At 70.7% G+C, this 12,111-nt stretch carries 14 protein-coding genes; 11 read left to right on the forward strand and 3 right to left on the reverse strand.

From position 1 onward, the window contains the following. Positions 1-1,023: MFS transporter (locus GT030_RS10125; protein WP_161200812.1), on the forward strand; the 1,023-nt coding region annotated here is incomplete at its 5' end. Between the two features lie 67 nt (positions 1,024-1,090). Here the strand turns inward: GT030_RS10125 and GT030_RS10130 are convergent. After that, positions 1,091-1,840 (reverse strand): lysophospholipid acyltransferase family protein, encoded by a 750-nt coding sequence (locus tag GT030_RS10130; RefSeq protein ID WP_086693356.1) that lies wholly within the window; start codon positions 1,838-1,840, stop codon positions 1,091-1,093. Between the two features lie 209 nt (positions 1,841-2,049). Between GT030_RS10130 and GT030_RS10135 the strand changes: the two genes are divergently transcribed. From GT030_RS10135 to GT030_RS10145, 3 genes are all read left to right on the forward strand, one after another. Then, complete coding sequence (locus tag GT030_RS10135) at positions 2,050-3,225, forward strand: glycerophosphodiester phosphodiesterase (protein ID WP_161200813.1); 1,176 nt, start codon at positions 2,050-2,052, stop codon at positions 3,223-3,225. Positions 3,226-3,326: 101 nt separating this feature from the next. Further along, positions 3,327-3,833, forward strand: coding sequence for a sigma-70 family RNA polymerase sigma factor (locus GT030_RS10140; protein WP_161200814.1), 507 nt, complete (start codon positions 3,327-3,329; stop codon positions 3,831-3,833). A gap of 44 nt (positions 3,834-3,877) precedes the next feature. Next, positions 3,878-4,375, forward strand: coding sequence for a GNAT family N-acetyltransferase (locus tag GT030_RS10145; RefSeq protein ID WP_130339775.1), 498 nt, complete (start codon positions 3,878-3,880; stop codon positions 4,373-4,375). A gap of 21 nt (positions 4,376-4,396) precedes the next feature. Here the strand turns inward: GT030_RS10145 and GT030_RS10150 are convergent, their stop codons facing one another. Together GT030_RS10150 and GT030_RS10155 are read right to left on the reverse strand one after the other, a co-directional pair. Then, the gene (locus GT030_RS10150) at positions 4,397-4,816 is read right to left on the reverse strand and encodes a hypothetical protein (RefSeq protein ID WP_086693360.1); all 420 of its coding nucleotides are present in this window, start codon (positions 4,814-4,816) and stop codon (positions 4,397-4,399) included. A 1-nt stretch (position 4,817) separates the two neighbouring features. Continuing rightward, the gene (locus tag GT030_RS10155; protein WP_031180113.1) at positions 4,818-5,177 is read right to left on the reverse strand and encodes a hypothetical protein; all 360 of its coding nucleotides are present in this window, start codon (positions 5,175-5,177) and stop codon (positions 4,818-4,820) included. A 612-nt stretch (positions 5,178-5,789) separates the two neighbouring features. Between GT030_RS10155 and GT030_RS10160 the strand changes: the two genes are divergently transcribed. From GT030_RS10160 to GT030_RS35560, 7 genes are all read left to right on the forward strand, one after another. Beyond that, positions 5,790-6,830 carry an ATP-binding cassette domain-containing protein gene (locus GT030_RS10160; RefSeq protein ID WP_135792709.1) on the forward strand — a complete coding sequence of 347 codons (1,041 nt, stop codon included), beginning with the start codon at positions 5,790-5,792 and terminating at the stop codon, positions 6,828-6,830. Further along, positions 6,827-7,561 carry a methionine ABC transporter permease gene (locus GT030_RS10165; protein WP_135788105.1) on the forward strand — a complete coding sequence of 245 codons (735 nt, stop codon included), beginning with the start codon at positions 6,827-6,829 and terminating at the stop codon, positions 7,559-7,561. Before GT030_RS10160 ends, GT030_RS10165 begins: the two co-directional genes overlap by 4 nt. Positions 7,562-7,639: 78 nt before the next feature. Further along, the gene (locus GT030_RS10170) at positions 7,640-8,470 is read left to right on the forward strand and encodes a MetQ/NlpA family ABC transporter substrate-binding protein (protein WP_161200815.1); all 831 of its coding nucleotides are present in this window, start codon (positions 7,640-7,642) and stop codon (positions 8,468-8,470) included. 55 nt (positions 8,471-8,525) lie between these two features. Beyond that, positions 8,526-9,359: a MetQ/NlpA family ABC transporter substrate-binding protein gene (locus tag GT030_RS10175; protein WP_161200816.1), complete on the forward strand. Its 834-nt coding sequence runs from the start codon at positions 8,526-8,528 to the stop codon at positions 9,357-9,359. Between the two features lie 150 nt (positions 9,360-9,509). After that, on the forward strand, positions 9,510-10,148 hold the full coding sequence (locus GT030_RS10180) for a GNAT family N-acetyltransferase (protein ID WP_161200817.1): 639 nt from the start codon (positions 9,510-9,512) through the stop codon (positions 10,146-10,148). Positions 10,149-10,245: 97 nt separating this feature from the next. Next, positions 10,246-11,463, forward strand: coding sequence for a precorrin-6y C5,15-methyltransferase (decarboxylating) subunit CbiE (gene cbiE, locus GT030_RS10185; protein ID WP_161200818.1), 1,218 nt, complete (start codon positions 10,246-10,248; stop codon positions 11,461-11,463). Positions 11,464-11,848: 385 nt separating this feature from the next. Further along, a partial coding sequence (locus GT030_RS35560) for a hypothetical protein (protein ID WP_202459925.1) occupies positions 11,849-12,111 on the forward strand: 263 nt, incomplete at its 3' end.

A 12,111-nucleotide genomic window follows, 5' to 3' on the forward strand; every position in this document is an offset into this window, starting at 1 on the left:
TTCCTGCTGGAGCACTTCTGGTGGGGCTCGGTGTTCCTGATCAACCTGCCGGTGATGGCGGTCCTGGTCCTGGTCGGCATCCGCACCCTGCCCGAGTCCCGCGACCCGAACCCGGGCCCGTGGGACCTGGCGAGCGTGCTGCTGTCGCTGGTCGGCATGCTCGCGCTGGTCTACGCGGTCAAGGAGGCCGCCACCCACGGCTTCGGCCCGCTCACCCTGGCCACCGGCCTGCTGGGCGCGGCCGCGCTGTACGGCTTCGTGCGGCGCCAGCTCACCCTTGCGACCCCGCTGCTGGACATGCGGCTGTTCAGGCACCGGGGCTTCAGCGGGGCGGTGCTCGCGGATCTGCTGACCGTGCTCGGGATGTCGGGGCTGGTGTTCTTCCTGTCCCAGTTCCTGCAACTGGTCCAGGGCCGGCACCCGTTCGAGGCGGGTCTCGCCGAACTGCCCGCCGCCGTCGGCGCGGTGGTGGCCGGCCTGATCGCGGGCCGTGCGGCCCGCCGCTTCTCGGTACGCGCGGTGGTCTCCGGCGGCCTCGCCGCGATCGGCGTCTCCCTCGCCGTCCTCACCACGCTCGACGCCACCACCGGCTACCCCCTGCTCGGCGCCGCCCTGCTGATCGTCGGCACCGGCGCGGGCTTCTCCTTCACCGTCACCTCCGACGTGATCCTCTCCAGCGTGGACAGGAACCGCGCGGGCGCAGCCTCAGCGGTCTCGGAAACGGCCTACGAACTGGGCGCGGCCCTGGGAATCGCCCTGCTGGGCTCCATCGTCACAGCGGCCTACCGCGACTTCGCGGCCCCGCCGGGCACCCCGGAATCGGCCCACGAGTCCCTGGGCGCGGCAGTGGAAGCATCAGCGGGGATGCCCGCCCCGACGTCAGAGGCGTTGCTGGAAGCGGCCAGAGAGTCGTTCGTGCACGGCCTGCACCTGGCGTCGGGAGCGGGAGCGGCGGTCCTGCTCAGCACGGCGCTGGCGGCGTGGTTCCTGCTGAAGAACCAACGGCAGGGCGGAGGCTTCTAGCCCTTCGGCTTTCGGGGGCGCGGGGAACCGCGCCCCGCCACAGCGCACCCGCACCCGCAGACCAACCTCAGGCGGCCTTGGCCTTCGTGGCGTACATGTCCACGTACTCCTGCCCGGAAAGCCGCATGACCTCAGCCATCACGGAATCGGTGACCGCCCGCAGCACATAGCGATCCCGGTCCATCCCCTCGTACCGCGAGAACTCCATCGGCTCGCCAAAGCGCACCGTGACCTTCCCCGGCCGGGGAAAACCCTTCCCGCCGGGCTGGAGCTTGTCCGTCCCGATCATGGCGAACGGCACCACGGGCGCCCCCGTCATGAGCGTCAGCCGGGCAATTCCCGTACGCCCGCGGTAGAGCCGCCCGTCGGGAGAACGAGTCCCCTCGGGATAGATGCCGAAGACCTTGCCCTCTTCAAGGACCCGGCGCCCCGTCATCAGCGCCGCCACACCACCGTTCGCGCCGTCCCGGTCCACCGGGATCATGCCGACCCCGGTGAAGAACCAGGCCATGGCCCGACCCTTGATCCCCTTACCGGTGACGTACTCGTCCTTGCCGATGAACTGCACCTGCCGCTTGGACACCACCGGCAGCACGATCGAGTCGATGAACGTGAGATGGTTGCCCGCCAGGATGACCGGGCCCTCACCGGGGATGCGCTCGAGGCCCTCCACCTGGGGGCGGAACATCAGGCGCATGGCCGGCGCGAGCACTGCCTTGATGAGCGCGAAGCGGGACAACGGGTCCTCCAGGCCGAGCGGACGATATGAGTCTGTGCAGGTGAGGACATTACTCGCGGCTACGGGGAAAGCGCACATCGGGCCGCGCGATTCACCGAGGTCTTACGTGTTGTTGACACGGGCTCATCCCTCACGGAACACCCCGCCGTGCCATCGGCCCGCACCCGCGTGTTCCCCCCGAGGTCTCCCCTCCGTCATGTCCACGCCCCTACGATCGGCGCGCACCCCAAGAGACACAGCACAGGTCAGACCCACGAAGACCCTTGTAACGACAGCGGGAGACGCGTATGGAAAGCGACCGGACCAACCAGCCCTCGCGCGCGACCGGACGGCGCGCGGTCCTCGGTGCGGCGGTCCTCGGCGCGGGCGGCGCGGTCCTCGGACTGCCCTCCGCCGCCCGGGCGGCGGACACCCGGACGGCCGGGTCCGGCGGACGCGGCCTGAAGAGCCTGCCGGTGCCGACGATCATCGGTCACCGGGGCGCCAGCGGTTACCGCCCCGAACACACCTTCGGCTCCTACGACCTCGCACTGGAACTCGGCGCCGACATCGTGGAGGCCGGTGACCTGGTGCCCACCAAGGACGGGCATCTCGTCTGCCGTCACGAGCCCGAGATCGGCGGCACCACCGACGTCGCCTCGCACCCCGAGTTCGCCGGCCGCAGGACCACCAAGGTCCTCGACGGGGTCTCCGTCACCGGCTGGTTCACCGAGGACTTCACGCTCGCCGAGCTGAAGACGCTGCGTGCCGTCGAGCGCATCCCGGCCAACCGCCCGCACAACACCCTCTACAACGGCCGCTGGGAGATCCCCACCTTCGAGGAGGTGCTGAAATGGCAGGACGCCCGCACCCGTGAGCGCGGCCGCCAGGTGTGGATCTACCCCGAGCTGAAGCACCCCACCTACTTCCGCCGCCTCGGCCTGGACCCGGAGCAGCGGGTGGCCAAGCTGCTGCGGAAGTACGGCAAGGACACCCGGAATTCGCCGGTCGTCCTGCAGTCCTTCGAGCCGACCAGCATCCAGCGGCTCAACCGGATCGTCGACAATCCGCTGGTCGTCCTCCTCGACGCCGCGGGCACCCGCCCCTACGACTTCGTCGCCACCGGCGACCCCCGCACGGTGGCCGACCTGGTCACGCCGAAGGGGCTGCGCGAGATCGCGGGGTACGCCCAGGGCATCGGTCCCACCCTGGACCTGGTCATCCCGAAGAAGTCCGACGGCACGCTGGGCGAGCCGACCCGGCTGGTCGCCGACGCGCACAAGGTCGGCCTGATCCTGCACCCGTACACCATGCGCAACGAGAACCCGTTCCTCCCGGCCGAGTTCCGCAAGGGCAGCGCCCCGGACGGCTACGGGGACGTGTTCGGCGCGTACCGCACCTACTTCGCGACCGGGATCGACGGCGTCTTCACCGACAACGCCGACACCGGGGTGCTGGCCCGCGCCGACTTCCTGGGCCACTGAGTCCGGACGGAGCGTCAACACCCGCGCCCCGCACCCGCCGATCCGGGTGACAGCGCGCCGTCCCGGAAACCCGCGTGCCGGGACGGCGCGTCTCGACGCATATGACCCACGACCTGCTGACCGAGCTGCGCCCGCTCCTCACCGCGGAGGCGTCGGCCGAGGCATATGCCTCGGGGAGCGAACCCGGTGATCTGGAACAGGCCGTCTGGCTCCGGCTGCTGGAGCGGCTGCAGAGCCAGGGGCCGCCCCCGGACCCGTCCGGCTGGCTCCGCGACGCCGTACGCGACGAAGGGCGGCTGAGCCGCCGTACCCACGGCGTGGAGCGGCCCTACGACGACGAGCCCGCCGACGACACCGGGCCCGGCCCCGAACAGCTGGCCCTCAGCGCGGCCCGGCACCGGGTGGTACGGGACGCGGTCCGCAGGCTGCCCGGCCGCTGCCCGCGCATCATGGCGGCCCTGCTCTCCCCGCGCGATCTCACCTACCGCGAGATCGCGGGGGAGTTGGGCATCTCACAGGGCAGTCTCGGACCGGAACGCTCCAGATGTCTGGGATGTCTGCGACGAATGCTGGCGGCGGAGGTTGCCAGTGCCGAAGCACGGGGATAGAGGTGGGGGACAACAGTGATCAGGTGAGCGGGAGGCATGCGCACATGGGCATGAGCGTGACCATCTCGGCGGCGGCCGAGCCGGACGCGGAGCAGATCTTCCGGCTCCAGTACCTCTGCTTCCAGAGCGAGGCCGCGCGCTACGGGAACTACCGCATCGACCCGCTGGTGCAGAGCCTGGACCAGGTGCGCGAGGAGGTCGCCGCCGACTGCGTCTTCGTCGCCCGGCTCGGGGACGAGGTGGTCGGCTCGGTGCGCGGCCGGCTCACCGAGGACGGCGCGGCCGCCATCGGCATGCTCTGCGTCCACCCCCGCCTCCAGGGCCACGGCATCGGTGCCCGTCTGCTGGGAGCGGCCGAGAAGGCACTCGCCGAGCAGCGCGGCGCCACCACGTACCGGATGCGGACAGGGCACCGCAGCGAGAGCGGGCTGCGGCTCTGCCGCAAGCTGGGCTACCGGGCCGTGGGCCGCTCACTGGGCGCCGACGGCGTCGAGATGATCGTCCTGGAGAAGCCGGCCGCCGCCTACGCGGCCACGGCCTGACGCGCCTGGGGGCAGGCGGTCTCAGGCCGCCTGCCGCCGCCGCGCCGCGCGCAGCCAGTACAGCGCGGTCAGGGGAAGCAGAACGGGAATGAAGACGTACCCCATGCCGTAGTCCGACCACACGGTCGCGTCCGGGAACGCGGACGGCTCCACCAGCGTCCAGGTGCCCACGATCAGCACCCCCGCGAGCTCGGCGGCACAGCACACCACCGCCGCCCGGCGGGCCGCCTCGCCGCCCCGCACCAGGGTGTAGGTGATGAACCCGTACACCACGCCCGCGAGCGCCGACAGCGAGTACGCGAGCGGTGCCCGGTCGAACTCCGTGGCGATCTGGTAGACCGAGCGCGACACGGCGCCGACCACCATCACGCCGTAGAACCAGACCAGCAGCATGCCCGGCCCGCTGATCAGCCGGGCCGGCTTCTCCTCCAGCGCCGTCATGTCAGCCTCCCCAGATGTCAAAGAGCCGTACTTCGAGAACGGCCAGCACCACGCCGCCCGCCGCGACCGTCACCGAGCCCCAGCGCGTGCGCTCGGCCAGCGACATGAAGCCCGCCGCCGGGACGCACGCCAGCGCGCCCAGCAGATACGCCACGAAGATCGTGGTGCCCTGGTCCGGCTTCTCGCCCCGCGCCAGCAGCACGATCCCGACGACCAGCTGGACCACGGCCAGCAGGGACACCACGGCCATGCCGATGAAGTGCCAGTCCTTGGTCGGCTGGTCCCGGTGTGCGGCCCAGCCGCACCAGGCCGCCAGGAGCAGCGCGGCGATCCCGGTCACCAGCGTCAGGGCATTGAGCATGCGGAGACCTTATTACGGCCGAATCGGACGCCCGTCGCCGCCCCCGGCACGCGGACGAGCACCGTGGTGTTGGCCACAGCCGCCGGCGCCGCGGGGCCCGGCGCCGCTCCTCTCGCATGCGCCCCTGCCCCGTGCTGACGCGGGTGACCCGGCGCTCACCTGGGACGGTGCGTCTCGCCGGCGCCGTCCAAGGATGTCCAGCATGTGGACAGGTCTCTCCGGTCCGCGCGGCCGGTCTGGTTTACTGACCGCATGACCACGACGAGCAGCCGCACCCTTGCGACCGAGGCGACCCACACGCCCGGTGCTCGTTGTATGTGTCGCATGACGTGCCGAATGCGCGCCTTCTAGAGGGCCCCCGCACCATCTGAGAGCCTCGCGCCCCGAAGCGAGAGCCATTGGCCCGGCCCGGCACCGGAACACCGGCGTACCGGACCCCGTGCCGTTCGCGCACACGCTGTTCTCCCCGGTTCACTCGCCACCGCGAGAACCGTGCCGCGTCCCTGAAATGCAATCCCATGCACCTTCCCCCAAGCTCTCGGCTTCGCTCGAGCAGGGGGGACCCCCACCGGGCACACCCGCGCCCGGCACTCGACAGTGACGGAAACCCCTGTGATCACCACCTCGGGCCTGACCAAGGTCTACCGCTCACGCGGCCGTGAGGTCACCGCCCTCGACGGCGTCGACCTCCACGTCCGCGAAGGAGAGGTCTACGGCGTCATCGGCCAGTCCGGCGCCGGAAAGTCCTCCCTGATCCGCTGCGTCAACCTGCTGGAGCGCCCCACCGCCGGCACCGTGACCGTCGCCGGGCAGGACCTCACCGCCCTCGCCGGCCGCGGACCGCGCGCGGGCAGGGAACTGCGCCGGGCCCGCAGCCACATCGGCATGGTCTTCCAGCACTTCAACCTGCTGTCCTCGCGCACCGTGCAGGACAACATCGAGCTGCCGCTGGAGATCCTCGGAAAGTCCGGCAAGGAGCGCTCCCGCAAGGCGCTGGAACTGCTCGACCTCGTCGGTCTCGCCGACAAGGCGAAGTCCTACCCGGCCCAGCTCTCCGGCGGCCAGAAGCAGCGCGTCGGCATCGCCCGCGCCCTGGCCGGCGACCCGAAGGTGCTGCTCTCCGACGAGGCCACCAGCGCCCTCGACCCGGAGACCACCCGCTCCATCCTCCAGTTGCTGCGCGACCTGAACCGGCAACTGGGCCTGACCGTCCTGCTGATCACCCACGAGATGGACGTGGTGAAGTCGATCTGCGACTCCGCCGCGCTCATGGAGAAGGGACGCATCGTGGAATCCGGCACCGTCAGCGAACTGCTGGCCACCCCCGGCTCGCAGCTGGCCTCCGCCCTGTTCCCGGTCGGTGGCGAGGCCAGTGCCGACGACCGCACCGTCCTCGACATCACCTTCCACGGCGAGGCGGCCACCCAGCCGGTCGTCTCCCAGCTGGCCCGCACCTACAACATCGAGATCTCGATCCTCGGCGCGGCCATCGACACCGTCGGCGGCCTCCAGATCGGCCGGATGCGCATCGAACTGCCCGGCCGCTACGAGGACAACGTGGTGCCGGTCGGCTTCCTGCGCGAGCAGGGCCTCCAGGTCGACGTGGTCGACGCCGAGGGTGAGCCCGTTCTGGTGACGGAGGGTGCGAAGTGACCTGGTCCGAGATACAGCCGCTGCTGTCCCAGGCGTGTTCCGAGACCTTCTCGATGGTGCTCTGGTCCACCCTGATCGCCATCGCCCTCGGCCTGCCGCTGGGCATCCTCCTCGTCCTCACCGAGCGCGGCGGACTGCTCCAGAACGTCGTCGCCAACAAGGTGATCGGCCAGGTCGTGAACGTCGGCCGCTCGATGCCGTTCATCATCCTGATGGTCGCGCTGATGAGCTTCACCCGCTGGGTGACCGGCACCACCATCGGCACCACCGCCGCGATCGTGCCGCTCGCCATCGGCGGCATCCCGTTCTTCGCCCGGCTGGTCGAGACGGCCGTCCGCGAGGTGGACGGCGGACTCGTCGAGGCCGTGCAGGCCATGGGCGGCAACAGCTGGACCATCGTCCGCAAGGTGCTCATCCCCGAGGCGCTGCCCTCGCTGATCGCCAGCACCACGACGACGATCATCGCGCTCATCGGCTACTCGGCCATGGCCGGCACGGTCGGCGGCGGCGGGCTGGGCGACCTCGCCGTCCGCTACGGCTACCAGCGCTTCGAGACCGGACTGATGTGGATCACCGTCGGCATCCTCGCCGTCGTCATCTCCCTCATCCAGTTCGCCGGTGACTTCGCCGCCCGCTCCCTGCACGGCCGCGGCGGCTCCGGACCGGTGCCGAAGCTGCGCCTGCTCAAGGCCAAGGAGCCGGCCGCCGCCGACATCTCCAAGGTCGCCTGAGCGCCCGCAGGCCCCCTCAAGACTTCCCGGCCACCCAAGTCCGGGGTCGCACCACCTCTTTAAGGAAAGGCACTTTTCGTGCGTAACACCGCCAAGCTCACCACCGCCGTCCTCGCCGCCGGAGCCCTCACCCTCGGTCTCTCCGCCTGCGGCTCCGGGAAGGACTCCGGCTCCACCGACACCAGCGGACCGCTGATCGTCGCCGCGAGCCCCACCCCGCACGCCGAGATCCTCGACTTCGTTCAGAAGAACCTGGCGAAGAAGGCCGGACTCGACCTGCAGGTCAAGGAGTTCACCGACTACATCACGCCGAACACGGCCACCGAGGACGGCTCGGTCGGAGCCAACTACTTCCAGAACCAGCCGTACCTCGACGACTTCAACAAGAAGCGCGGCACCCACATCGTGCCCGTCGTCACGGTTCACCTGGAGCCGCTCGGCCTCTATTCCCACAAGGTCAAGAAGGCCGACGACCTCAAGAGCGGTGCGACCGTCGCCGTCCCCAACGACGCCGTCAACGAGGCCCGCGCCCTCAAGCTGCTGGCCGCCGACAAGCTGATCACCCTCAAGGACGGCGTCGGCTCCGAGGCCACCCCCGCCGACATCACCAAGAACCCCAGGAACCTGAAGTTCAAGGAGGTCGAGGCGGCCCAGACCCCGCGCTCCCTGGACGACGTGGACGCGGCGGTCGTCAACGGCAACTACGCCATATCCTCCGGCCTCAAGCCCGCCAAGGACGCCATCTTCCTGGAGTCCGCGAAGAACAGCCCCTACGGCAACTTCCTCGCGGTCAAGAAGGGCAACGAGAACGACCCGCGGGTCAAGAAGCTGGCGAAGCTGCTCACCTCGCCCGAGGTGAAGAAGTTCATCCAGGACAAGTACCAGGGTTCCGTCATCCCCTCCTTCTGATCCCGCTGACCGCACCCGGCAGCCGGACCCCGACCGCTCTCAAGGGGATCGACCCATGCGCAAGACCACCTGGCTCGCGGCGGCCACCGCCGCGGCCCTGTCGCTCGGCCTCACCGCCTGCGGCTCAGGCTCCGACACCGGCAAGGGAGGTGCCGACGACGGCCCGCTCGTCGTCGGTGTCACCCCCGTCCCCGCCGGCGAAGTGCTGCACCACATCGACGACAAGCTCGCCGCGAAGGCCGGACTCAAGCTGGAGATCAAGGAGTTCACGGACTACGTCCTGCCGAACACCGCGCTCCAGGAGGGCACGCTCGACGCGAACCTCTACCAGAACCAGCCGTTCCTCGACGACTTCAACAAGTCCAAGGGCACGGACCTGGTCTCGGTGGTGAAGGCGTACCTGCCGCCCATGGGGGTCTACTCCCACAAGGTCAAGGACGTCACCAGGCTCCGCGACGGCGCCACCGTCGGCGTGCCCAACGACCTCACCAACGAGGCCCGGGCGCTGAAGCTGCTCGCCTCGGCCGGCGTCATCGAGCTGAAGCCCGGCGCGGGCGCCGACGCCTCCCCGGCCGACGTCACCGGCAACCCCAGGCACCTGAAGTTCCAGGAGATGGAGGCCGCCCAGCTTCCGCGCTCCCTGGACGACATGGACGCCGCCGTCATCAACAACAACTTCGCCCAGGACGCGGGCCTCAGCCCCACCAAGGACGCCGTCTACCTGGAGTCCGCGAAGAACAACCCCTACGCCAACCTTCTCGCGGTCAAGAAGGGCAACGAGGACGACCCGCGGGTCGAGAAGCTGGCGAAGCTGCTGACCTCGCCCGAGGTGAAGAAGTTCATCGAGGACAAGTACAAGGGGTCGGTCCTGCCCGTCAGCGGCAACTGAACCGGCGCACCGGGCCCGCCCCCCGCCTCCCGGAACGGGCGGCAGGGGGCGGGCCCGTGCGTGCGTTCCGGTGCTGTCATGCTGCATGCTGGGCAGTTCAGCGGGGCCCTGACGGACCCTCACGAATCACCGAAGGTTACGGAGCGGCGCATGACTAGCACCTTCCCCAACATCTCCATCTCGACGGAGCGGTTGGTGCTGCGTCCCCTCGACGAGGACGACCTGCCCGCCCTGGCCGAGATGATGAACGACGAGCAGGTGGCCGCCTGGACGGACGTGCCCCAGCCCTTCACCGAGGACGGCGCCCGGCGCTGGATCACCCAGTACGCGCCCGCCGAACGCGCCGCCGGACGCGGCATCGACCTCGCCGTCACCGAGTTCCTCACCCAGCGCCTGGTCGGCGTGGTCCGGCTGGGGAAGACCAACTGGCGCATCCGGTCCACCGAGCTGTCGTACATCATCGCCCCCTGGGCGCGCGGCGAGGGCTACGCCTCCGAGGCCGCGCTCGCCACCGCCAAGTGGCTCTTCGGCGACCAGCGCTTCGAACGCATCGAACTGCGCACCGCCGCCGACAACACCGCCTCCCAGCAGGTCGCCCAGAAGATCGGCTGCATCAGTGAGGGCGTGCTCCGCAACGCCTGCATAGTCCACGTGCGCACCGAGGACGGCACCTGGACCGACATGCGCACCGACTTCATCGTGTGGAGCCTGCTGCCCGAGGACCTGGAGGGCAGCGACGAACAGCTGGCCGACAGCCGGGGCTTCGGCTCGTACGCCCAGTGGAACTGACCCCGCCCCGCCGCCCCGCCGGGCCGGACCACCAGGTAATCTCACCAAGCCCGTACCGGGGCACTGACGTAACACCGACACCTGGAGACTGACGACGATGGCCGACCGGGTCACGGTGATCGGCTGGGACGGCTCGCCGCTGACCGAAGCGGCACGCGGCGCCCTCGGCGCCGCCACGCTCGTCGCGGGCGCCCCCCACCACCTGGCGCTCCAGGAGATTCCGGCCACCGCCGAACGCGTCCGCCTGGGCAGCGTCGGCCTGGCCGCCCGCCGGATCGCCGGCCACCGCGGCACCGCCGTCGTGCTCGCCGACGGCGACCCCGGCTTCTTCGGCGTCGTCCGCACCCTGCGCGCACCGGAGTTCGGCCTGGAGGTCGAGGTCGTGCCCGGCGTCTCCTCCGTGGCCGGCGCCTTCGCCCGCGCGGGCATGCCCTGGGACGACGCCCATGTGGTCGTCGCACACCCCCGCACCCTGCGCCGCGCGGTCAATGTGTGCCGCGCCCACAGCAAGGTCGCCGTCCTCACCGCCCCCGGCGCCGGACCCGCCGAACTCGGCCTGCTCCTCGACGGGGTGCACCGCACCTTCGTCGTCTGCGAGGAGATGGGCACCGAGAACGAACGTGTCAGCGTCCTCACCTCCGACAAGGCCGCCGACCACACCTGGCGCGACCCCAACGTCGTCATCGTCATCGGCGGCCCCCAGAGCGCGCTCGTGGGCGACGGCTGGATCGCCGGCCGCGACCCCGGCACCGGCCCGCGCGGCTGGACCCAGCCCGACGAGGTGTACGGCGGCGTCCTCGGCGAGGGCGAGAACGAACTGCTCCGCGCCGCCCAGCTCGCCCGGCTCGGCCCGCGCACCGGCGACCTGGTGTGGGACATCGGCTGCGGCTCCGGCGCCTTCGCTGTGGAGGCCGCCCGCGCCGGTGCCGCCGTGCTCGCCGTCGACGCCGACCCCGAGTCCTGCGCCCGTACCGACGCCGCCGCCCGCCAGTTCGGGGTCCAGCTCCAGATCGTGCGCGGCGAGGCGCCGCACATCCTGGAGAACCTGCCCGAGCCGGACGTCGTACGCGTCGGCGGCGGGGGAGCGGCCGTCGTCTCGGCCGTGGCCGACCGGCGCCCGCAGCGCATCGTCGCCCACGCGGCCACCCGGGACGCCGCCGAACTCATCGGCCGGGACCTCACCGAGCACGGCTACCGCGTCGAGTGCGCCCTCCTCCAGGCGGTCGGACTCGACACCAAGTCCTGGACGGAGAACGAGCGGAGCGTCGTCTTCCTGCTCGGCGGTGAACTGCCCCCGCGCGAGACCGCGCGCTGAACCCGCCGCCGCTCTTCTGGACCGGTTCGCCCCGTGATCGGTTTGTCGTACCGCGCGCGGTAGGCTGGCCGATCGTTGTACCGCACCGGCGGTCCGGAAGTTCGTTCGTCAATGTCCGGAAAGCTCGCCCGCTTTGGGGCGGTGGGTGAGGTACGGCAAAACCGGAGGACGCGCAACGTGGCGCAGTCCACAACGGGCTGTCGCGTGATCTCGCTGTCACGACGGCCGAACGGCCGCGAGAATGCCACCGAATGGCTTTGTCGCCATTTCTGGCGGGTCGTTCGTGCCGATGCGCACGGACGCTCGTTCTCACTACGGGGCGGTCGGTGCGCCGTTCCGGGTGAGCTGGTCGTAGGAGCACTAAACCGATGGGCGAGGGGTACGCATGACCGACACCGGCCAGGTCCCGGCCGAGGGACAGCCGGAGAGCGCAGGCATGGTGGAGCAGCCGGGCCTCGGGCACGGCGCGTACACCTACCTCGCCGAGGCGCCCGCCGAGGACGAGGACCTGCTGCTGCCGGGCGCTCAGGGCGCGTGGGGCAACGAGCTGCCGCCCCCCGCCCCGGCACCGATCGTCGAGGCCGTCCACCAGCCCGACGCCCACGAGACGGCGGGCCGGGACACCGGCTCCGTCGACCTCGGCGGCGT

Source organism: Streptomyces sp. SID1328, from assembly GCF_009865595.1.
GTDB classification, from domain to species: Bacteria; Actinomycetota; Actinomycetes; order Streptomycetales; family Streptomycetaceae; genus Streptomyces; species Streptomyces griseoluteus.

Coding starts and splice junctions, on each gene's coding strand:
- GT030_RS10130 (WP_086693356.1), bottom strand. CDS start 1,840: ATGTGCGCTTTCCCCGTAGCCGCGAGTAATGTCCTCACCTGCACAGAC.
- GT030_RS10135 (WP_161200813.1), top strand. CDS start 2,050: ATGGAAAGCGACCGGACCAACCAGCCCTCGCGCGCGACCGGACGGCGC.
- GT030_RS10140 (WP_161200814.1), top strand. CDS start 3,327: ATGACCCACGACCTGCTGACCGAGCTGCGCCCGCTCCTCACCGCGGAG.
- GT030_RS10145 (WP_130339775.1), top strand. CDS start 3,878: ATGGGCATGAGCGTGACCATCTCGGCGGCGGCCGAGCCGGACGCGGAG.
- GT030_RS10150 (WP_086693360.1), bottom strand. CDS start 4,816: ATGACGGCGCTGGAGGAGAAGCCGGCCCGGCTGATCAGCGGGCCGGGC.
- GT030_RS10155 (WP_031180113.1), bottom strand. CDS start 5,177: ATGCTCAATGCCCTGACGCTGGTGACCGGGATCGCCGCGCTGCTCCTG.
- GT030_RS10175 (WP_161200816.1), top strand. CDS start 8,526: ATGCGCAAGACCACCTGGCTCGCGGCGGCCACCGCCGCGGCCCTGTCG.
- GT030_RS10180 (WP_161200817.1), top strand. CDS start 9,510: ATGACTAGCACCTTCCCCAACATCTCCATCTCGACGGAGCGGTTGGTG.
- cbiE (WP_161200818.1), top strand. CDS start 10,246: ATGGCCGACCGGGTCACGGTGATCGGCTGGGACGGCTCGCCGCTGACC.